Source organism: Actinoalloteichus sp. GBA129-24 (assembly GCF_001941645.1).
GTDB classification, from domain to species: domain Bacteria; phylum Actinomycetota; class Actinomycetes; order Mycobacteriales; family Pseudonocardiaceae; genus Actinoalloteichus_A; species Actinoalloteichus_A fjordicus.
In genome coordinates, this window is sequence record NZ_CP016077.1 from 2,702,148 (window position 1) to 2,722,454 (window position 20,307).

Below are 20,307 nucleotides of genomic sequence, written 5' to 3' on the forward strand. Positions count from 1 at the left end.
CCACGGCCCGCCGGGATGTGAAGCGCCGCACACCCGCACAGGCCGAGGCGTCGGATCATCGGACGACCGAGCTGCGGCGGGGCGAAAGAGGGTTCCGCAGGCTCGGTCCATGCGGTAGAACGTCACGGCTGCCCGAGATCGTCTCGGGAGGCAGGGGCACGCCTGCCGAGCGTCGGTCGGCGGAGCCCGTGCCGGGCGATCACGTCGTGAAGCTGGTCGGGGGAGCACATGCCGGAGATGACGATCGGCGCGCTGCGGCGATCGCGGGTGGCGGTGGCGGTGCTCTTCTTCGTCAACGCCTTCGGCTACGCCAACATCGTGCCGAGGCTGCCGCAGCTCAAGAGCACGCTGGAGTTGAGCAACAGCGCACTCGGGCTCGGCATCGCCGCGATGCCTGCGGGCGCGCTGGTCGCAGGCCTGCTCGCCGGTCCGCTGTCGGCCCGCCTCGGCAGCGGCAGGCTTGCCGTGCTGAGCGGAGTGGCACTGGGCGCCATCGTGCCGACGGCCTCGCTGGCTGGCGCCTGGTGGGGCTTCGCCCTGACGATGTTCTCCCTCGGCGCCGTCGATTCGGTGATGGACGCCGCCTCCAACGCGCATGGGCTGCGGGTGCAACGGCGTTACCGCCGTTCGGTGCTCAACAGCTTCCACGGGGTGTGGAGCCTCGGCGCCGTGGCAGGCGGAGTCGTCGGCAGCACGGCCGCAGGCCTGAGCATTCCGTTGGGACCGCACCTGCTCGCCGTGGGCATCGCCGTCGCCGTGCCCGCCCTGCTCTGCCTGCCGCACCTGCTGCCGGGGCCCGAGGACAGCGAGCGAGCCGCCGAGGCCGACGCCGGGCAGCCGACCGCTGAAGACGCGGCGGCGAATCGAGGACACGTCCGCCGGATACTCGTCCTGCTCGGCCTGGTGATGATGGCCGCCTGCGCCGTGGAGGACACGCCCGCGTCCTGGGGCGCGGTCCTGTTGCAGGACTCCTACCACGCGCCTGCGGCGCTGGCGGGCGGCGCCTACGTGGCGTTTCAGACGGCGATGATGGCAGGCAGGCTGCTCGGCGATCGGATGACCGATCGGTTCGGGCATCTGCTGGTCGGTCGGGTCGGCGGACTGTTGATCGCCGTCCCGTTGGCCGTCGCGCTGCCGCTGGGCTCCACGCCGCTGCTGATCGCGGCCTTCGCGCTGGCGGGCCTGGGCACCGCGACGCTGTTCCCCTCCGCGGTCCACGCCGCCGGGAGCATCCCCGGTCTCAGCAGCGCACATGCCGTCGCGGCGGTGTCCTGGTTCGCCCGCGTCGGCTTCCTGATCATGCCGCCGGTGATCGGGGTGATCGCCGACGCCGTGGATCTGCGCCTGGCGGTGGGCGTCCTGCCCTTCCTCGGGCTGTTCCTCGTCTGGCAGTCCCGGATCTTCGATCCGGCTCGGCTTCGTCGCCCCGCGCAGAACTGAGTCGGTTCACGTTCGGTGTCGACGTGCTCTCCCGCCTCGGGCACTGCGTCGTCGGCAGCTGCCGAGCCGGGGCCGTCGGGGTGGGCGAGCCGCGTGGGGAGCCCGCCGAGTCGCTCTGCGGAGTCCTGCCGTCCCTCGGCACCGAGAAGGCGAGCGGCCGGTGTCGACGCTGCGTCCGGGCCCGCTGTAACGCACTCGTCGCCACCGGACTTCGGTCGGCGCGGCGAGGCTCATCGCGGGCGGGAGGGTCGTCGCAGGTCGCGGCCGCTGATCAGCCCGGTCCGGTCATCGCGGACCGCCGTGCGCACCGAGCTGGGTCGATGATGTTGGGAGCGCTCCCGATTTCATGGGCGAATCCGGCCCGTGTGCGGGTTCCACGGCAGGGCGGGGCGGTCGGGGGGACTCGGACGCGGTACGCGACCTCGCCAGGCTCCGCCACGGGCGGCGTTCGTCGGCGGCAGCAGCGGCGCCGTGTGTGCGCTGGTGACACCGCCCGGGGGGCCGAGCGGCGTCCGGACGGTGAGTCGCCGCGTGCGCCCGATGTTCCTCGCCCGCAACGAATATTGACAGCGAGTGTGATCTCCGTCAATCTGGGAGCGCTCCCAGATTGACGGAGGGCGAGGGCTCGGGAACTCGTGGTCACCACGCGCCGACGCGTTCGAGAAATCCACCCGCCGCCCCCGGCGACGCCTGTGCGGTCGAGGACGACTCCGGCCTCGACCAGTGGACGAGACGTGGAGCACGGCCTGTCACCCGAGGTTGTCAGTACTGAAATCAAGGAGGATTGCAGTGAAGACAAGACGCAAGGTGGGATTGCTGGGCGCGCTGGTCGCCCTGGCCGGGGCCCTGGTGGTGGCCACTCCTCCCGAGACGGCGTTGGCACACGGTGGCATGACCTACCCGGCCACCCGGACCTACGCCTGCTACGTCGACGGGCTGGCGGGCGGGCAGGGCGGCGACGTCAATCCGCAGAACCCGGCCTGCGCGGCGGCGGTGGCCGCCGGCGGGAAGAACGCGCTGTGGAACTGGTTCGGCAACCTGATCAGCGACGCTGGCGGCCGTCACCAGCAGATCATCCCCGACGGCAACCTCTGCGGTCCCTCCACGACCTTCGCGGGCTTCCGGCTCGGCCGCTCCGACTGGCCGACCACCCAGCTTCAGTCAGGGTCGAACATCACCTTCCGGTACAACGCCTGGGCGCCGCACCCCGGAACCTGGTCGCAGTACGTCACCCGCGACGGCTGGAACCCGAACCAGCCCCTGCGCTGGTCCGATCTGGAGCCCGCGCCCTTCGACGAGGTCACGAACCCGCCGATCAACGGCAGCGGCCCGCACGGAGCCGAGTACACCTGGAACGGCAGGCTCCCCGCCAACAAGAGCGGCCGACACATCATCTACTCGATCTGGCAGCGGTCGGACAGTGCCGAGGCCTTCTACAACTGCTCCGACGTCCAGTTCGGCGCGGGCTCGGGGCAGCCGGAGCAGCCGGAAGAGCCGGAGCAGCCGGAGGAGCCCGTCGTCGTGGACTGCGCGGTGAACTACACCAAGCAGAGCGAGTGGAACAACGGCTTCGTGGCCGAGGTGTCGCTGACCAACACCGGCAGCCAGTCGGTGTCCGGCTGGAACTTCGCCTGGACATACGGGGCGGGGCAGCAGGTGACCAACGCCTGGAATGCCACGGTGACTCAGCAGGGCACGAGAGTCACGGCTCGTTCCTCGCAGGGCGTCGGGAGCATTCCGGCGGGAGGCTCGGTCACCTTCGGTTTCCAGGGCACGCACACCGGGAGCAATCCCGTGCCTGCCGCCTTCACCTTGAACGACTCCGTCTGCACCTGAGAACCGGGTCGGGCCCGGCTGGTCGATCTCGCCCGACCTGGCCCGTGAGCTGACGAGTCGTTGAAGAGAACCGGGGGCGGGGAAGGACAGCGTCGCCCTTCGCCGCCCCCGGGTGGAGCCGCCCGTCGGGCTGATCAGGCCGTCGGGGGTGATCAGCCCCCTGCCTGCGACGAGTCCTGTCGTCGCATCGGCATGGCCGTCTCGGCGTGGTACCCCATCTGACGCAGCAGCACGGCGCAGATCTCGTCGAGCTGGCGGACCTGGTCGTCGTCCAGCCCGTCGAAGAGCAGTTCACGAACCTTGGCGACGTGGCCGGGCGCCGAGGCCACCACCTTGGCCTGGCCCGCCTCGGTGAGGACCGCGATGCTGCCTCGGCCGTCCTCCGGCGACTTCCTGCGGTGGACCCAGCCGTTCTTCTCCAACCTGCTCACCACGTGGGACAGCCGGGACGGTGAGGCGTTGGCCTTGGCGGCCAGATCACTCATCCGGGCCGACAGGTCGGCGGACTCGGACAGCAGTGCCATCACCCAGTAGCCGAAATGCGTGACGGAGGCGTCCCGCTGGAGCTGGGCGTCGAGCGCGGTGGGCAGCACCGTGATGACGCCTGCGAGCTTGCGCCACGCTCGCTGCTGCTCATCGGTGAGCCACCGTGCCTCGTTCACCTGCGGGATCTTACCCAGGCGCCCGCCGACGGACGGCGACTCGCAACCTGATCGTGAGCAGCCGCTTCACCCGGACGGCCCAGTGCTCTCCTCTGCCGGACTGCTCCGCAGGGTGGAATGCAGATACTTGAAAGTTCATGTAATCTGGCCACTCCTTGAAGCTTCAACATACTGAGTGTGCCCGCCGAGTGGCGATCGCCGACTCAGACGACGGCCTTCACCGCCCGCGGCCCGCCTCGCGACCACCGGGAGACCTGACGACCATGAAGCCCTTCGCACTGCTCCGCAATCTCGTGCTCCTCGCCGCCCGGCTGGGGCTCGGCATCGTGCTGATCGCGCACGGCTGGCAGAAATTCACCGAATGGGGGATCGACGGCACCACGGCGTCCTTCGAGGCGATGGGCGTCCCGCTGCGCGCGCTCTCCGCCTGGTTCGCGGCCCTGGTGGAACTCGGGGGTGGGATCGCCCTGGTGGTCGGATTCGCCGTGCCGATCGTCGGGGTCCTGGTGGCCTTCGTCATGGCGGGCGCCTGGGCCATCGTGCACTCGGGTTCCGGACTCTTCGTCTCCGACGGCGGCTTCGAGTTCGTCCTGGTCATCATCGTCGCGGCGCTGCTGCTCGCGGTGACCGGCGCGGGCGCCTTCGGCATCGACCGCTTCCTGTCCCCGCTCGTCCTGCGTAACGCCCGTGGTCGGGTCCCCGCCGACGCCTGAGTGCCCCGCAGAGCCTGCCGACGCCGACACCCGGCGGCATCGGCATCGCCGCGGCGCATCAGACGTGTCCCGTCCGTCGTGGCGTCCGAGGAGGTACCGGGTGGAGCCGGGCTCGGCGCGACCGACGTTGTTCGCGCCGGTGAGCCGGAACCAGTGATCGCGTGATCGGCCACCGCAGGCAGCAGCCCGAGACCTCGGGTGCGTGCCCCGCGACCGTGACACGATCGATCGACGAGAGCGATGCGGGCCGTCGGCACAGACCGCCCGACCTCGGCGGCAGGAGGCCTCGGCCGCACAGCCCCGTCAGGCCGACTCGGTGACCTTCGATCGTCGGCGGAGCCGGGCTCGACGGTCACACCGCCCCGCGACGGCCGGCAATGTCGATCCCCGTCGTCGGAGAGATCGAGACGTCACGCTTCCCCCGCGATGCGAATGAATTGCCGTATCGGCGTGCCGCATTCGTCGTAATAACGCCCGGCGAATGTGACCCAGCGTCGTCGTCGGAGTATTTCTCTCGCTTCACTGGGAATCGGTATCGGTGCCGCGCTAACGTGCAATGGTGACCTCCACCGCCTGGCCGCTGGTCGGGATCGTCGCGCCCGTGGTGTCGCTTGCGGCGGCGCTGGTGGCGTTCATCGTCGTGGGCCGGTCGCTGCGCAGGCTCGACCGTCAGTCGAAGGAGCAGGCGGCCTACGCGATGACTCGGCTGAACGAGCAGGCCGAGCACCGAGGCCGTGAACTCCGACTCGCCGCTCAGCACGGCAGGCGTGAACTGGAACGGGAGGCCGACCGGCGGACGGCGGAACACGTTCGACGAGGGCAGACGGCACAGCGTCGGGACGCCTATGCGGACTTCCTCGCCGCCGCCAACGTCTATCTGCTCGCCTGCTATTCCGGCGACCCCGCGCAGCCGGACGGGGCGTGGCGAGCGGAGATCACCCGGCTGGGACAGCAGCTGTGGGCGGCACTGGCTCCGGTGTATCTCCTCGGCCCGCCCGAGGTGGTGGATGCCGCCGACGTCTATTCCCGACTTCTCGTGCTTCGGCTCGGCCGGGGCCGGTCGGTGACGACCGAGGAACTGAAGACGGTTCGCGATGTGTTCGTCCACGTCGCGAGAATGGATTTAGACCGTTCGGCGGATCAAGCGCGCGGATGACGATCGCCCGTCGTCGATTCGACGTCGAGCGACGGTCATTCCCTGTCGTCGATGAGCGGACGTCGATTCAGGCATTCGCGAAGCCGGTCGACGACTCGGGTCGGTCCGGACGGATGCCGTCGCGAGATCCGGGCCGGGCGGCCGCGCCTCGCCTCGGCCACCGCCGTCGAAGCAGCCGGAGTCGGAGGCGCCGAAGGGCGCACCGACCGGCGAAGCCGATAGGGCCGTACCGCGTTCAGGACGGCAGCACCTCCGACCTCGGGACGTGCAGCCAGCCGCTCGGCGCGAAGCGCTGTGCTCGGGGCAGCGGCACCGATAACGACCGCCGCACGGAGAAGGTCCAGGCCAGCAGCGAGAAGACTCGCGGCGTGCGGAACTTCTCGGTGGCGTAGGAGTCCTCGTACCAGGCCGACCAGGACATCGCGCGGCCCTGACCGCCGAAGAAGTCCTCCAGCCGCCGGAAGCCCTCGTCCAGCGAGGTCACGGCGAAGGTCTGCGAGACCGCCTCGACCTCGGTGAGGAATCGCATGCGGCGTTCGCCGGATCGCCCGCCGTCGCAGACGTAGTACTCGAATCCCGGCGCAAGCAGCCGGACCGGTGAGCGGCTCGGCGTCTGTCCGGCGGGCCACAGATGCCAGCCGTGGTCCTCCCGGAAGGGAGCGGGCGGCAGCCACCAGCCGTGTCGCCGAATCCAGACCGAGTCGGTCACGAAACCCCCTTGAACGCCGGGTACATCGTCATCGCGCGAGCGCCGGAAGACGTTGCACGTCCTCACCCGGCACCGACGGACCGGCGCCGCGCGAGCCTGCGGCCGCGCACTCGATCCAGCCTGCCGGCGTTCGCCGCCGTCAGGTTGGCTAGCCTGTGATGGTCCGGTGACTCACCACGAGTGCGACCAGGACGACTATCCGCCAGTCGGTCGGCAAGGAGATCAGGACCCGTGTTGCGCACCCATCAGGCCGGCGCCCTGCGCGCCGAGCACGTCGGCAAGACAGTCACCCTCACCGGGTGGGTGGCGCGTCGACGCGATCACGGGGGCGTGATCTTCATCGATCTTCGGGACGCCTCCGGCGTGGCACAGGTCGTCTTCCGCGAGGGCGAGATGGCCGAGCGGGCCCATCGACTGCGTGCCGAGTTCTGCCTGCGCGTCACCGGCGAGGTCGTGATTCGACCGGCGGGCAACGAGAACCCGGAGATCCCCACCGGAGCGATCGAGCTGACGGTCACGGACCTGGAGGTCCTCTCCGAGTCGGCCCCGCTGCCCTTCCAGCTCGACGAGCATCTGGAGGTCGGCGAGGAGGCCCGGCTCCGGCACCGGTACCTCGACCTTCGGCGGTCGGGTCCCGCGGCGGCCCTGCGGATGCGCAGCGAGGCCAATCGGATCGCGCGCACGGTGCTGCACGACCAGGACTTCGTGGAGATCGAGACCCCGACGCTCACCCGGTCGACCCCCGAGGGCGCCCGCGACTTCCTGGTGCCCGCCCGGCTCCAACCCGGTTCCTGGTACGCGCTGCCGCAGTCCCCGCAGCTCTTCAAGCAGCTGCTGATGGTCGGCGGCATGGAGCGCTACTACCAGATCGCCCGCTGCTACCGGGACGAGGACTTCCGCGCCGACCGGCAGCCGGAGTTCACCCAGCTCGACATCGAGATGAGCTTCGTCGAGCAGGAGGACGTGATCAGCCTCGGCGAGGACGTGGTCACGGCACTGTGGCGTGAGCTGGCCGACCACGAGATCCCCCGGCCGATCCCGCGCATGACCTACGGCGACGCGATGGCGCGGTACGGCACCGACAAGCCGGACCTGCGCTTCGGCCTCGAGCTGACCGAGCTGACCGAGTACTTCGCCGAGACGCCCTTCCGGGTCTTCCAGGCGCCGTACGTGGGCGCAGTGGTGATGCCGGGTGGAGCGGACCAGCCGCGCAGGCAGCTCGACGCCTGGCAGGACTGGGCGCGTCAGCGGGGCCACAAGGGCTTGGCCTACGTCCTCGTCCAGCCCGACGGCACCCTCGGCGGGCCGGTGGCCAAGAACCTCACCGAGGCCGAGCGCGCGGGCCTGGCCAAGGCGGTCGGCGCCGACCCCGGTGACTGCGTGTTCTTCGCGGCGGGTCCGGCCCCGAGCGCCCGCGCCCTGTTGGGCGCCGCCCGCCTGGAGATCGGCAGGCGCTGCGGTCTCATCGACGACGCGGCGTGGTCGTTCGTCTGGGTCGTCGACTCGCCGCTGTTCGAGTCGGCCGAGGACACCACCGACGTGGCGGTCGGCTCCGGCCGATGGACCGCCGTGCACCACGCCTTCACCTCGCCGACGGCCGAGTGGGCCGACCGGTTCGAGGAAGACCCGGAACACGCGCTGGCCTACGCCTACGACATCGTCTGCAACGGCAACGAGATCGGCGGCGGGTCGATTCGTATCCACCAGGCCGAGATGCAGCAGCGGGTCTTCAACGTGATGGGCATCTCCGACGTCGACGCCAAGGAGAAGTTCGGCTTCCTCCTGGACGCCTTCCAGTACGGCCCGCCGCCGCACGGCGGCATCGCCTTCGGCTGGGACCGCATCGTGATGCTGCTCGCAGGTGCCGAGTCGCTGCGCGAGGTCATCGCGTTCCCGAAGTCCGGCGGCGGCTTCGACCCGCTCACCCAGGCACCCGCGCCCATCACCGCCGAGCAGCGCAAGGAGGCGGGCGTCGACGCCCGACCGGGAGTTCGTCAGTCCTGAGATTTCGCTCCGAGGCCACGGCGGCACGGGGTCGAAGTTTCTCGATCGTTCAGCCGAACAGTGGTCATCATGCGATGGCGAACCACGGTAGGGTCGGAAGAGATGAGCCTTGAGACAGCTGTCAGTCGGTCAAAGGCGTCCGACGGGAGCACGACGAGTCCTGACGAACTGGTAGACACGGTTCGTGCGGCGGAGACGGTGCTCACCGGTCGATTCGGCGCCGCAGTCAAACTTGCCGACCCGGAGGATCTGGGCGGCAGCGGTCGCGCCGCCGTCGTCCGCGTACGGGTCGCCGAGACCCCGTTCACGATGCCCAAGACCCTGGTCATCAAGCGCTACCCGCAGGCGGAGGGCGCCCCGGCAGGCGGTGCCTTCGCCCGTGAGGCGGCGAGCCTCCAGCTGCTGACCGCCCTGCCCGTGGAGAGCTGGGTCGGCCCCGAGCTGGTCGGGCAGGACCCGGCTGAGCGGCTGGTGATCCTCGAGGACTTCGGCCGCGCCTCGACGCTGGCCGACGTCCTGCGTGCGGACGACACCAGGGCGGCGGAGAACACCCTGCTGGCCTGGGCTCGCACGCTGGGGCGGCTGCACACGAGCACCGCGGGGCGCGAGGCCGACTTCGACGCGCTGCACCGACGGCTCGGCGGCCGGGACAGCGGCCATCCCGTGGCGGAGGAGGCGGCGGAGGCCGTCCGGGAGATGCCCGCGCTGCTCCTCGCGCTGCACGAGCGGTCCGTGCCCGACGTGGTCCTGTCGGCGGTGGCCGACGCGGCCCGGTTGTTCTCCTCGAACCGCTACCGCGCGTTCAGCACCAGCGACATCAGCCCGGACAACAGCGTGGTGACCGGCCACGGGGTCCGCTTCCTCGACTTCGAGTCCGGCTGCGTCCGCGACATCGCGCTGGACGCGGTCAGCCTGCTGGTCCCGTTCGCCTCGTGCGCCTGTGCCCTGGGCGTCCCCGAGGAGATCGGCGAGGCGATGCTCGCCACCTGGCGCTCCGAGGTGATCTCGGTGTGGCCGGAGCTGGACCAGGACGAGATCCTGCTGCCCCGGCTGTTCCAGGCCCAGCTCGTGTGGGCCTGGGTGGCCACCTGGCGGGTGCTGTCCGGCTCCGATCGTGCGATGGCCTCGATGTCCTCCGAGACGGAGGCGGGCGACCCGATGCTGCGCTACCTCGACGTCATCGACCAGTGGGAGCGGCTGGCGTCGGACTCCAGCGTGGCCGAGCCCCTGGCGGAGTTCGCCGATGTGACGGCCGATGCGCTGCGTGCTCATTTCGGCCTGTCCGGCCAGCGGCTGCCGCTCTACCCCGCCTTTCGCTGATCGTCCTGCTCGCCGCCGGTGAGCAGCCGTGGTCGAACCGGCGGCGAGCGACCGCCGCCGGGCCGGTCAGAGCCAGGTCGCCGGATTGGTGAGTCGGCTGTCGGTGCGTTCGCCGGTGTTGAGGGTGCCCGCCAGTTCGATCAACAGCACGTGGCACTCCTGGTCGGCCACCGGCCGATGCCGCACGGTCCTGGGCACCACGAACAGCTCGCCCTCGGTCAGCGTGTGCCGGGTCTCCGGCAGGTCGATGTGCAACGTCCCGCTCACGACGAGGAAGAGTTCGTCGGTGTCGGGATGGTCGTGCCAGACGAATTCGCCGAGGACCTTGACCAGCTTGACGTCCTGGCCGTTGACCCTGGAGACGATGTGCGGCGCCCAGTGCTCGTCGATCAGGGCGAGTTTGTCGGCGAGGGACACCACGGAGTTCATTCCACGATTGTCGTCGTGATCGTGCGACGGGCGTCCGCCGGGTGTGGTGGTCGCAGGCGGTGTCGTGGCCGCCGGGTAGCGTCGCCCCCGTGGCAGACGGCCTGTTCGACGAGGGACTGTTCGGCGCCGAGGTGGCCGACAAGGCGGAGCGTGCGCTGGCGGACAACGCCCCGCTGCCGGTGCGGATGCGGCCGAGAACGCTGGACGAGGTCGTCGGGCAGGATCACCTGCTCGGCCCCGGCGCCCCGCTGCGCAGGCTCGTGGAGGGCGCCGCGCCTGCGTCGATCCTGCTCTACGGTCCGCCCGGCACCGGGAAGACGACGCTGGCGACACTGGTGTCCCAGGCCACGGGACGCCGGTTCGTGGCGCTCTCCGCACTCTCCTCCGGAGTCAAGGAGGTGCGCGCGGTGATTCAGGAGGCCAGACACCGTCTCGGGCGTTCCGGAGAGTCCACCGTGCTGTTCATCGACGAGGTGCATCGATTCTCCAAGACGCAGCAGGACGCTCTGCTCGGCGCGGTGGAGGACCGGGTCGTGCTGCTCGTCGCCGCCACCACGGAGAACCCGTTCTTCTCGGTGGTCTCCCCGCTGCTGTCCCGCTCGCTGGTGTTGCAACTGCACTCGCTCACCGACGAGGCGGTGCGCGCCCTGGTCGACCGGTCGGTCGCCGAGGAACGCGGCCTCGGCGGACGGCTGCGACTGGCCGAGGACGCCGCCGAACACCTGGTCCGGCTCGCCTCCGGGGATGCTCGTCGTGCCTTGACGGCGCTGGAGGCGGCGGCGGAGGCCGCCGAGTCGACCGGCGCCGAGGTGATCGAGCTGTCCACTGTGGAGGCGACGGTCGACAAGGCCGCCGTCCGCTACGACCGCGACGGCGATCAGCACTTCGACGTGACCAGCGCCTTCATCAAGTCCATTCGAGGCTCGGACGTCGATGCGGCGCTGCACTATCTGGCCAGGATGGTCGAGGCGGGCGAGGATCCTCGGTTCATCGCCCGGCGGCTGGTGGTGCACGCCAGCGAGGACGTCGGCATGGCCGATCCGACCGCGCTCGGCGTGGCGGTGGCGGCGGCCCAGGCCGTGGCATTGATCGGTATGCCGGAGGGACGGATCGCCCTGGCTCAGGCCACCATCCATCTGGCCACCGCGCCGAAGTCCAACGCGGTGATCACGGCGGTGGACGCGGCGCTGCACGACGTCCGCTCCGGTGCGGCCGGTCCGGTGCCCGCCCACCTGCGCGACGGGCACTACTCGGGCGCGAAGAAGCTGGGCAACGCGACGGGGTATCGCTATCCGCACGACGTGGCCGAGGGCGTCCTGGCACAGCAGTATCCGCCGGACGCCGTGGTGGGCAAGGACTACTACCAGCCGACGTCGCGGGGCGCGGAGCGGGCGCTCGCCGAGCGGATGCCGCGACTGCGGCGGGTCATCCGGGACGAGTCGCCTCGGCGCGGCTGATCGACGAGCCGCCCGGCCCGTCGCGGCGGGGAAATCTCGCGCGGACCCGATGAAACCGGAAACACTGGTCAGGCCCGCGCCTTAAGCTCCCGAATCATGGAACGACCGTGCGACGGGACCTCCGAGGGCTCACGACTGGCCCGTGATCGGCTCATCGCCGCCGAGCGGGCGCTCTGGGAGGCGGCCGCCGAGTTCGGCTCGGCTCGACGTGCACTGCCTGCGGGCCCGGCCGTGCAGTCGGCGACTCCGCTGACCACCGCGTCGGGCAAGCCCGTGACCCTGGCGGGCCTGTTCGGCGCTCGGCGCATCCTCGTCGCTTACCACCTGCGTTTCGACGAGGGATGGACTCGGCCGTGCCCGGACTCGGCGCGGTGGGCGGACGGGCTGGACTCGTTGGTGCCCCATCTCGAATCGGAAGCCGCCGTGGCCGTGTTCTCGCCCGCCTCGCCGGGTGCGCTCGCCGCCGAGGCGGAGCGTCGGGGCTGGCGACGGGCGGCGTTGGTGTCGACCCAGCCAGGGCGGTTGACCGAGGAGCTGGGCCTGCGCCATGAACTCGGCCTGCGTGCGGCGATCAGTCTCTTCCGCTGGACCGACGACGGCACGCTGCGCCGCAACGTCTTCGCCGCCGACGTGCCCGGGGGACCCTGGTCCCTGCTGGACCTGCTGCTTCCCGGCAGACAGGCCGATCGGGACGACCTCGACGGCCTCGGCGAGCCGCGCGGGCCCGACCGCGTCGAGCCCGCGCGGGATGAACGTCGGTGGGAGGCGGCGCTGCCCGAGCAGACCGGGCCTGCCGTGGCCGCCGTCGACGAGACCGACACCGATCGGGGCGAGGTCCTCCGCGACGCGGACTGGGCGACCACGCCGCCCGGCTGATCCGGCGGGGGCGGCCGAGCGCGCGGAAGCCCACCGCCACGCGCTCGGCCGCCAGACCCGCCGCCCCGCTCAGGGCTCCTTCGGATACACCGTCGCGACGTCGTGCAGCGGATTGGGCAGCTCACCGTGCGGCGCGATGGCATGGCGGTAGGACAGTTCCGCGTAGCCGGTCTGCACCAGACGATCGCCGTTGAGCGGGTAACGGGCGAACGTGGGGCCGAGCAGACTGCCCTGCTCCATCCGGTCGCCCAGTTCGGGATGTCGATCGCGGAAGGCCTCGATCTCACCGCGAACCCGGCCCCAGAACCGCTCCTCGGCGAGACCGTGCTGTTCACGCAGCAGCCTGGCCAGCGGCCGGAACACGCCGACGAGCAGCGCGTCCACCAGGTACTGCCGGAGCACATGCCATGGCTTGCGCGGCAGGACCCGGTGATGCGAGTCCGGTTCGGGACCCCGCTCCGGAACCGGTTCGACGGACACGTTGACGTCGTCGATCAGGTCCTTGATCGCCACCCTGGTCGGCAGCCCCGACTCGTCCAGGACCACCAGCACGTTCTCGCCGTGCGGGTTGACGGTGATCCCGTACCGGTAGAGCACCAGCAGCAGCGGCCGCAGCAGCGCGCCGAACAGCGCTGCCGTCCAGGCCTGTGCGTCGAGGCCGGATCGTGCGATGTACTCGCTCACCAGTCCGCGCCCCGATGCGTCGACGTGCAGGACCGCCGCCAGGGGCACCGCCCGTTCGCCGGGACGCAGGGTGGGGTCCACCGACTCGCGCCAGATGCAGCCCAGGGTCTCCAGCCAGGTGTAGGGCGCGCCCGCGACGGTGGACAACAGCGGATGCTCGATCGTCACGGATGCGACCTCGCCGAGCAGGATCGCCCCCGTCTCGGCCACCTCAGGGTCGCCGTCCCACAGACCGCGCAGCCACTGGGTGACGGTCGGCGCGGCCGAGGTGCAGTGGGGCGGGATGCCGCGCCACACCGCCGTGTTCAGGATGCGCAGCGGCAGCTTCACCTGGAACCGCTCCGAACGCTCCACATTGGACATCGTGCGGATCGCCTGGGTCGGCAGGTACGCCTCGGGCGCCGTGCCCAGCTCGATGATGCGCTCGGCCGCCAGTTCCGGCGCCCACAGGGTGCGGACGACGTGGTCGAGCTGCCACGGATGCACGGGCAGCCACACGTAGGCGTCCGGGTTCACCCCCCGGCCTCGGAGGACCTGGGCGAACGTCGTCCTGGTCTCCTCGTCGAGTTCGTGCTCCCGGACGGAGTGCTCCGAGAGCGCGGGCGTGGCGCGGAACTCCGCCAGTCCTCTGTGGACGGCCAGCCACGGCAGCCGCAGCCACTGGCGCGCCTCCGGGGCGTAGCGGCCCTGGTCGTCGGCGGAGAACCCGACCCGTCCCTTGTTCGCGATCAGCCAGGGATGGCCGACCAGATGTCCCTCCAGCTCGGTGTGCCCGAGGCCCGCGAGGGCGGCGACGGGGACGTCGTTCTCGGCGAGGGCGACGTCGGCGGTCAGGGTCGCGGTCAGCTCGGCGAGATAGTTCGCCGCCGTCTCCGGGGTGACGCCGATGGTGCTCGCGGCGTCGAGCAGGAAACGGGCCGGGTCCCACGCGGGCATGCCGAGTCGATCGCCGAGGATGCCGGTCACCCGATGTCGGATCGAGTCCGGCAGCACCGTCCAGTCCCCGAAGGCCCCGCGCACCGCCTGAAACGAGTACTCGGAGTCGGCGAGCCGCAGGAGCCATTCGCCGTCGGCGAAGGGTTCGGGACGTAACAGGTCCTCGAAGGCAAGCTCCCCGATCATCTTGGCCAGCAGTCTGGCCGAGGCCAGCCTCCAGATCTCCGCCCGCGTCGGCACCGCCGTCATCCGTCCTCTCCTGGTGTTCCGAAACTGGTGAACGCCGTGCGAACCGGCAGGGTGTACGCCTCCCGTGCCAGCACCGTGTTGAGCACGACCGCGTTGCGCACCGCGCCGAACCCCAGATCCGGCGCGGACACCCCGTGTCGGTGGATGTCCGCGTTGGACGTGAAGATCCGGCCGCTGATCGACGGGTCGGTCTCGATGGAGTGATCTTCTCGAACCTGAGGCCGACCCGCTTCGTCGCGGGCCAGCCGATCCGCGATCGGCGCGAGGAAGTCGGTGGGGCGGTGTCGATAGCCGGTGGCCGCCACCACGATGTCGGTGCGGTGCTCGAAGCCCTGCCCGGTGTCTCGATGGACGCAGTCCAGGGTGAGACCGCCGTCGCTTAGGGCCGCGTCCTGGACCGCGACGCCGCTGCGCAGCTCGACGTCCGTCCCGCCGTGGGCCAGCCGCCGGTACAGCGCGTCGTGCAGCTCGTCGATCGTCTCCTCGGAGATCCCCTTGTAATGCCGCCATTGGTTCGCGATCAGCGCGTCTCGGGTCCGCTCCGGCAGCGAGGCGAAGTACCGGACGTAGTCGGGTGTGGTCATCTCCAGCACCAGCCTGCTGTAGTCCAGCGGGGCGAAGCTCTCGGTGCGGGTGAGCCAGCTCAGTCGGGGACCTCGCGAGCCGTTGCGGCGTAACAGGTCCAGCATCGCCTCGGCACCGGACTGGCCGGAGCCCACCACTGTCACGCGGTCCGCGCGCTCGAGATCGCCGGCTCGGTGCAGGTAGTCGGCGGAGTGCACGACCCGGTCCTCGCCGAGTGCGGCCAGCTTCGGCGGCAGCCATGGCGCGGTGCCGATGCCCAGCGCCAGATGTCGCGCCAGGAACTCCTGCCGACCGCCGCCTGCTTCGCTGACGGACACGGCGAATCGGGCCCGGTCGGCGTCCCAGTAGACCGAGTCGACCCGGTGTCCGTGTCGTACCGGGAGGCGCGCGGCGGCCCAGCGCAGATAGTCCTGGTACTCCAGCCGGGTCGGATGAAACCGTTCACGTACGTAGAACTGATACAGCCTGCCCCGGTCCCGCAGAAAGCTCAGAAACGACAGCGGGTTCGTCGGGTCGACCAGCGACACGAGGTCGGCGAGGAAGCTCACCTGGAGGATCGCGTCGTCGAACAGCACGCCGGGGTGCCAGCCCCAGTCGGACTCGGCGAGCTGCTCGCAGACGACCACGCTCACATCGGGCAGCGGGTCGGCCAGTGCGGCCAGGCCCAGGTTGAACGGTCCGCCGCCCACGGCGAGGACGTCGCACTCCTCGACCGTCATCGGCTCGCCCCCAGCCGCGCCTCGGCCAGCGGGTTCGGCGCCCGCAGGTACACCGACTGGTTGTCGAGCGGGGCCAGCACCTCGTCGATTCCCTTCAGCCTGGTCAGCATGTTCGCCTTGCAGGGCAGGGTGTCGGCGTCGAGCCAGCGGCGAGCAAGTCGGTCGCCGTCCGGGCCCGCCTCGGCGAGTCCCGGCAGCGCGGCACGCAGTCGGTCGGCCAGCACGCCCAGCAGATCCCGTTCGTCGGCCAGTCCGTCGACGCCGAGGGCGCCGACCACGGCCAAGGCCTGGTTGCGCAGCAGGTAGTACGACAGCCGCTCGTCCACGATCGCGTCCTCGACCACCGCCAGCGTGGACGCGGCCGCCCGGGAGACGCTCAGCAGCTCGGGCAGCCGAGACGCGGCCAGGTAGTAGCCCTGGTTGTCTCGGAAGGCGCCGCCCGCCACCCTGCCATGGGAGTCCACCCGCACCAGCGTGTTCTGCTGGTGTCCCTCCAGACCGATACCGGTGGCCGCGTACAGGTGCAGCATCGGCACCAGCACCCGGTCGACGTAGTCGGCCGTCCACTCCGCCGCCGCCGCAGCGTTCGACCCGTCCGTCGAGGCGATGATCTCGCCGAGCATCGACCGCCCCAGGCCCGGCCGAGGGGCGACCAGACCGGCGAGACAGCGGAACTCGGTGATGTCGGCGGGCGACTCGCGGACCGCCACCTCCAGGCCGGTGATCGAGGGTCCTTCGGCGCGGTCGGGCTCGTCGACGGCGGCCCACGCGGGATCGCGCAGGACGCGGAAGTCGGGATGCGCCGAGAAGGTCGAGTCCGCGAGCCCGCTCGCCAGCAGCCGCTGCACCTCCAGACCACGCAGCAGTTCCGTGCGGGTGAACTCCCGTCGCGAGTTCGTCAGCCGCAGTCCCAGCGACAGTTTCAGCATCACCGTCTCGCCCGGCAGGTAGACCGTCCGCAGACTCGACGTCGGCCGCCAGTCCGGCCCGGCGACGCCGCGATCACGCAGCGCACCGGATGCCAGCAGCGCCCTGATCCTGGGCCGGTGCAGCAGATCGCGAGCCTGCCAGGGATGCGCGGGCAGCAGCACCCGATCGGCGGCCGCGGACAGACCCGACAGCTCGGCGAGCAGCGCGGGGGCGTCGCGGCCCAGCATGCCGGGGCCGTCGATCGCGGCGTCGTGCGACACGACCGAGGCGTCGGCCTCGAACCAGTGCAGCGCGAAGCCGCCCCGCAGCTCGGGGGCGAAGCGCTGGTCCTCGGACTCCGAGAGCCCGTCGCGACTCTTGGGCGCGGGATGCCGCAGGTGCCCGAGCAGCAGGGCCTGTTCCGAGGCCAGGAAGGCGTCGTCCTCCCGCTCGCCCGCCGCGTCCTGCCGTCGTCGGACGTCGACGTAGCGGGTCACCCGCGCCAGCGACTCGGCCGTGCGACCGACCAGGTCGGCGACCTCGGCGGCAGCGGCCGACGCTGCCGCGCCTGCCGTCGCCGCGGACTCGTCGTCCCAGCCCGCGCGGGCCGCCTCGTCGGCGAGCAGCGCCACCGCGAGCACGGGATCGGCCGGGCCGGCGTCGGTGCCGTCCGCGCGGAGCAGCCGCACGGGGCCGAACCGATGCCAGTCGGTGGGGGAGCGGTGCACCACCTCGGTGTTCAGCGCGAGTCCGGTTCGACTCAGCGAGATCCTCAGGGGCCCGGCGGTCACCTCCAGTCCCGTCTCGCGCAGCCAGCAGCGCAGCAACGCCTCGAGGTGGGCGTGTGCCGATGCCGACGCGGCGTCCGCGCTCGCCAGGGGGTCGGGCGGGGTCATCCGATCTCCTCGGTCATCTCGGCCTCGACGACGGCACCCGCCGCCAGCACCTCGGCCAGCACCTCGTCGACCTGGTCCGGCGTGGTCGCCGGGTTGAGGAACGTCAGTTTCAGACAGGTCCGTTCCGTGCCGTCCTCGTCGCGTGCCGTCGTGCGGCCCAGCAGGCTGCCGCCCGTCTGGGACAGCCTCCTGCGCAGTTCGGAGTTGACCAGGTCGGAGTGCTCGATCCGCACGGTCTGGAAGCGGAAGACGACCGTGGTCAGCGTGCCGCCGCCGACGAGCCGCAGCCGGGGATGGTCCTCGACTCGCCCCGCTGCGTGCCGAGCGAGGTCGTGGCAGTCCTCGACCATCGTCCCCAGCCCGCCGCGTCCGAGGGCGAGCAGCGTCGTGGCGATCTTGACGGCGTCGGGTCGACGCGTCGTCTGGAGCGTCTGACCGAGCAGCCCGCCGAATCCCGCCGCCGTGTCGTCGGCGGGATTGAGGTAGGCCACCTCCCGGTGCAACGGGGTGAATGAGGACCCCTCCGCCAGCAGCAGGACACTCGCCGATGCGGGCTGCCAGCCGAGTTTGTGCAGATCGCCGGTGATCGAGTCGGCCAGCTCGATGCCGCGCAGTCGGGAGGACAGCCGGTCGGAGAACAGCGTCCCGAAGCCGTATGCCGCGTCGACGTGCAGCCAGAGGCCGTGTTCCGAGGTGATCTCGGCGAGTTCGGGCAGCGGGTCGACGCTGCCGAAGTCGGTGGTCCCCGCCGTGGCCACCACGGCGATCGGGGTGTTCTCCGGCGGCAGCTCCCGCAGCATGGCCGCGAGTGCCTCGGGACGCAGCCGGTGCGCCCCGTCGACCGGGACGGGCCGCACCGCGTCCTCGCCGAGCCCGAGGACGGCGCAGGCGCGGTGCACCGAGAAGTGCGCCAGCTCGGAACAGAACACGACCGGCCCTGGCAGGCTCGCCACCCCGGACCGGCGGACGTCGATGCCGCGTCGGGCCGCCGCCGCGTCGCGGGCGAGCAACAGCGCCATCAGGTTGGACAGCGAGCCGCCCGGCGTCAGCACGCCGTCCGCTCGGGTGGTGAGCCCGGCCAGGCCGGTCAGCAGCCGGATGAGCCAGCGCTCCACCGCGACGGCCGACGGCCCCGAGTCGTAGGTGTCCAGGGAGGCGTTGCCCAACGACGCGAAGACGTCGGCGGCGACGGCCACCGGGAGCGGTGCGGGCTGCAGGTGCGCCAGCGCACCGGGATGAGTCAGGTTCAGTCCATGGTCGACCAGGACTCCGGTCACCAGCCGCAGTGCGCCTGCGGCGCCTAAGCCGTCCTCGGACAGCCGGGCGGGGCCCAGCGCGGCGGCGACGGCCTCGGAGACCTGGGCGGGCGGGCCCGCAGGCAGCGGGCCGGACCGGTCGGTACCGCCCGCGCCGGGGAATCCCGCGGTCATCAGGTTGATCACTCTGAGCATGTCGGCTGGTGAACACGCCGCGAGCGGCGGCGGGTGGCCGAGCGATTCGGGAGGGGCGGACCACAGGGTCTGGGTCACGTGACCTCACAATTCTCGTCTGCTGGTGACCGTTAGGCCACCCTGGGTTAGGTTAGGTTAGGCTAACGAGATTGCGGAGGGGAAGGCGTGGGCGGGGTCGGGTGAGTGACCCACAGCACTCGATCGGCCTGCCCGAGCGGCGTCGAGGCGCACCCGGTAACCTGATCGCCGTTCGAAGAACGATCAAGGAACGCGGCCCCGCCCGATTCTGCGGGGGATCGCGAGACCTCCCATTCATCGGCAGTCCGCTAGGAGGAGTTCGTGTCGGCAGGCCAGATCGCGGCACTCGTGGCAGCGGGTGCTTTCGTGCTCCTGGTGCTGCTGTTGGCGGTTCCGTTGCTGAAGCTCGGTCGGACTCTGGACGAGGCCACCATCGCCATCCGCAAGGCGCATGAGAACTCCGAGCCGCTGTTCACCGAGGCCAACACCACCCTCACCCACGTGAACGCGCAGTTGGAACGGGTGGACGGCATCACCTCCAACGCGCGCACCGTCAGCGGCAACGTCTCGGCGCTCAGCTCGTTGTTCACCGCGACCCTCGGCGGTCCGCTGGTCAAACTCGCCGCGCTCTCCTACGGACTGAGCAAGGCCCTGCGTGGCAGGCGCGGCCGACGTTCGGGACGCGGTAACGTCGAGTCTCCCCGTGGCGGTCGCCGTCGGGGTCGAGTCAGGGGAGGCAGGCGATGAGTCGACTGTTCTGGTTCGGCGCCGGCATCGCGGCAGGTATCGCCATCAGCCGCAGGATGGCTGAGGCCGCCCGGCAGGCCACGCCTGCGGGCGTCGCAGCCAACGTCGGCGACGCCGTGCGCGAGCTGGCGGGCGCCCTGGGCACCTTCGGTGCCGAGGTGCGCGCCGGGATGAACGAGCGGGAACGCGAACTGGCCGACGTCGTCGAGGTGCAGTCCGGACTGGCGTCCCCCGCCGATCCCGGCGCCCGCTCCTGGGTTCCCGGCCAGGGCGTTCCCGGTTTCACCCGCCCGGTGCGCACCATCCGTCCCACTCCCGGCGACCTGCACCGACGGGGCGAGCTCGGCTCCGGGACGGGGCAGGCAGGCGAGGCGCCCCGCCCCGTGCGTGGCCGAGCGCGTAGGGCGGGAGGCTGAGCGACGCCTCGCCGCCGAGTTCTTCCGCGACGCCCCGCCGGGGAGGACGCGGAATGCCCGCCGCCGAGACGATCCACGGCCGCTCGTCGTCGTGA

Annotated in this window: 16 protein-coding genes and 1 pseudogene; 10 read left to right on the forward strand and 7 right to left on the reverse strand. The window is 71.1% G+C overall.

The window, feature by feature from the left end; all coding sequences use genetic code 11:
- Positions 1–228: 228 nt before the first annotated feature.
- Together UA75_RS12090 and UA75_RS12095 are read left to right on the forward strand one after the other, a co-directional pair.
- Positions 229–1,440, forward strand: coding sequence for an MFS transporter (locus UA75_RS12090; protein WP_083683146.1), 1,212 nt, complete (start codon positions 229–231; stop codon positions 1,438–1,440).
- Positions 1,441–2,229: 789 nt separating this feature from the next.
- The gene (locus tag UA75_RS12095; protein ID WP_075740328.1) at positions 2,230–3,276 is read left to right on the forward strand and encodes a lytic polysaccharide monooxygenase; all 1,047 of its coding nucleotides are present in this window, start codon (positions 2,230–2,232) and stop codon (positions 3,274–3,276) included.
- 152 nt (positions 3,277–3,428) lie between these two features.
- Here the strand turns inward: UA75_RS12095 and UA75_RS12100 are convergent, their stop codons facing one another.
- Positions 3,429–3,938: a MarR family winged helix-turn-helix transcriptional regulator gene (locus UA75_RS12100; protein WP_075740329.1), complete on the reverse strand. Its 510-nt coding sequence runs from the start codon at positions 3,936–3,938 to the stop codon at positions 3,429–3,431.
- A 263-nt stretch (positions 3,939–4,201) separates the two neighbouring features.
- On the opposite strand from UA75_RS12100, the gene UA75_RS12105 reads away from it, so the two are divergent.
- Positions 4,202–4,651, forward strand: a complete 450-nt coding sequence (locus UA75_RS12105) for a DoxX family protein (RefSeq protein ID WP_075740330.1) — start codon at positions 4,202–4,204, stop codon at positions 4,649–4,651.
- A gap of 556 nt (positions 4,652–5,207) precedes the next feature.
- Positions 5,208–5,807: a hypothetical protein gene (locus UA75_RS12110; RefSeq protein WP_075740331.1), complete on the forward strand. Its 600-nt coding sequence runs from the start codon at positions 5,208–5,210 to the stop codon at positions 5,805–5,807.
- A 235-nt stretch (positions 5,808–6,042) separates the two neighbouring features.
- Here the strand turns inward: UA75_RS12110 and UA75_RS12115 are convergent, their stop codons facing one another.
- The gene (locus tag UA75_RS12115) at positions 6,043–6,516 is read right to left on the reverse strand and encodes a hypothetical protein (protein WP_075740332.1); all 474 of its coding nucleotides are present in this window, start codon (positions 6,514–6,516) and stop codon (positions 6,043–6,045) included.
- A 231-nt stretch (positions 6,517–6,747) separates the two neighbouring features.
- On the opposite strand from UA75_RS12115, the gene aspS reads away from it, so the two are divergent.
- On the forward strand, positions 6,748–8,520 hold the full coding sequence (aspS, locus tag UA75_RS12120; RefSeq protein ID WP_075740333.1) for an aspartate--tRNA ligase: 1,773 nt from the start codon (positions 6,748–6,750) through the stop codon (positions 8,518–8,520).
- A gap of 102 nt (positions 8,521–8,622) precedes the next feature.
- Positions 8,623–9,840: a phosphotransferase gene (locus UA75_RS12125; RefSeq protein ID WP_232251192.1), complete on the forward strand. Its 1,218-nt coding sequence runs from the start codon at positions 8,623–8,625 to the stop codon at positions 9,838–9,840.
- A gap of 66 nt (positions 9,841–9,906) precedes the next feature.
- Here the strand turns inward: UA75_RS12125 and UA75_RS12130 are convergent, their stop codons facing one another.
- Positions 9,907–10,269: a cupin domain-containing protein gene (locus UA75_RS12130; protein WP_075740334.1), complete on the reverse strand. Its 363-nt coding sequence runs from the start codon at positions 10,267–10,269 to the stop codon at positions 9,907–9,909.
- 89 nt (positions 10,270–10,358) lie between these two features.
- Here UA75_RS12130 and UA75_RS12135 point away from each other — a divergent pair, with 89 nt between their 5' ends.
- Together UA75_RS12135 and UA75_RS12140 are read left to right on the forward strand one after the other, a co-directional pair.
- Positions 10,359–11,726 carry a replication-associated recombination protein A gene (locus UA75_RS12135; protein WP_075743714.1) on the forward strand — a complete coding sequence of 456 codons (1,368 nt, stop codon included), beginning with the start codon at positions 10,359–10,361 and terminating at the stop codon, positions 11,724–11,726.
- Positions 11,727–11,822: 96 nt separating this feature from the next.
- The gene (locus UA75_RS12140; RefSeq protein WP_075740335.1) at positions 11,823–12,602 is read left to right on the forward strand and encodes a DUF899 family protein; all 780 of its coding nucleotides are present in this window, start codon (positions 11,823–11,825) and stop codon (positions 12,600–12,602) included.
- Between the two features lie 69 nt (positions 12,603–12,671).
- On the opposite strand, the gene UA75_RS12145 is transcribed toward UA75_RS12140, so the two are convergent.
- Genes UA75_RS12145 through UA75_RS12160 form a run of 4 tightly spaced genes read right to left on the reverse strand, consistent with a single transcriptional unit; the run spans position 12,672 to position 19,031 of the window.
- Positions 12,672–14,471 (reverse strand): IucA/IucC family protein, encoded by a 1,800-nt coding sequence (locus tag UA75_RS12145; protein ID WP_075740336.1) that lies wholly within the window; start codon positions 14,469–14,471, stop codon positions 12,672–12,674.
- Positions 14,468–15,775, reverse strand: a complete 1,308-nt coding sequence (locus tag UA75_RS12150) for a lysine N(6)-hydroxylase/L-ornithine N(5)-oxygenase family protein (RefSeq protein WP_075740337.1) — start codon at positions 15,773–15,775, stop codon at positions 14,468–14,470. Before UA75_RS12150 ends, UA75_RS12145 begins: the two co-directional genes overlap by 4 nt.
- Positions 15,772–17,580, reverse strand: coding sequence for an IucA/IucC family protein (locus UA75_RS12155; RefSeq protein WP_075740338.1), 1,809 nt, complete (start codon positions 17,578–17,580; stop codon positions 15,772–15,774). Before UA75_RS12155 ends, UA75_RS12150 begins: the two co-directional genes overlap by 4 nt.
- A complete protein-coding gene (locus UA75_RS12160) occupies positions 17,577–19,031 on the reverse strand; it encodes a pyridoxal phosphate-dependent decarboxylase family protein (RefSeq protein ID WP_075740339.1) in 1,455 nt (484 codons plus the stop codon). Before UA75_RS12160 ends, UA75_RS12155 begins: the two co-directional genes overlap by 4 nt.
- A 339-nt stretch (positions 19,032–19,370) precedes the next feature.
- Between UA75_RS12160 and UA75_RS12165 the strand changes: the two genes are divergently transcribed.
- Positions 19,371–19,796 (forward strand): DUF948 domain-containing protein, encoded by a 426-nt coding sequence (locus tag UA75_RS12165; protein WP_075740340.1) that lies wholly within the window; start codon positions 19,371–19,373, stop codon positions 19,794–19,796.
- Positions 19,793–20,003 (forward strand): annotated as a pseudogene (locus UA75_RS34470) (hypothetical protein); the annotation flags it as partial. The gene UA75_RS12165 and the pseudogene UA75_RS34470, both read left to right, overlap by 4 nt.
- Positions 20,004–20,307 lie beyond the last annotated feature (304 nt).

Excerpts from the sequence above, each read along its gene's own strand:
- UA75_RS12130 (WP_075740334.1), bottom strand. The coding sequence starts at position 10,269 with ATGAACTCCGTGGTGTCCCTCGCCGACAAACTCGCCCTGATCGACGAG.
- UA75_RS12090 (WP_083683146.1), top strand. The coding sequence starts at position 229 with ATGCCGGAGATGACGATCGGCGCGCTGCGGCGATCGCGGGTGGCGGTG.
- UA75_RS12145 (WP_075740336.1), bottom strand. The coding sequence starts at position 14,471 with ATGACGGCGGTGCCGACGCGGGCGGAGATCTGGAGGCTGGCCTCGGCC.
- UA75_RS12150 (WP_075740337.1), bottom strand. The coding sequence starts at position 15,775 with ATGACGGTCGAGGAGTGCGACGTCCTCGCCGTGGGCGGCGGACCGTTC.
- UA75_RS12110 (WP_075740331.1), top strand. The coding sequence starts at position 5,208 with ATGGTGACCTCCACCGCCTGGCCGCTGGTCGGGATCGTCGCGCCCGTG.
- UA75_RS12105 (WP_075740330.1), top strand. The coding sequence starts at position 4,202 with ATGAAGCCCTTCGCACTGCTCCGCAATCTCGTGCTCCTCGCCGCCCGG.
- UA75_RS12140 (WP_075740335.1), top strand. The coding sequence starts at position 11,823 with ATGGAACGACCGTGCGACGGGACCTCCGAGGGCTCACGACTGGCCCGT.
- UA75_RS12125 (WP_232251192.1), top strand. The coding sequence starts at position 8,623 with ATGAGCCTTGAGACAGCTGTCAGTCGGTCAAAGGCGTCCGACGGGAGC.
- UA75_RS12155 (WP_075740338.1), bottom strand. The coding sequence starts at position 17,580 with ATGACCCCGCCCGACCCCCTGGCGAGCGCGGACGCCGCGTCGGCATCG.
- UA75_RS12160 (WP_075740339.1), bottom strand. The coding sequence starts at position 19,031 with ATGCTCAGAGTGATCAACCTGATGACCGCGGGATTCCCCGGCGCGGGC.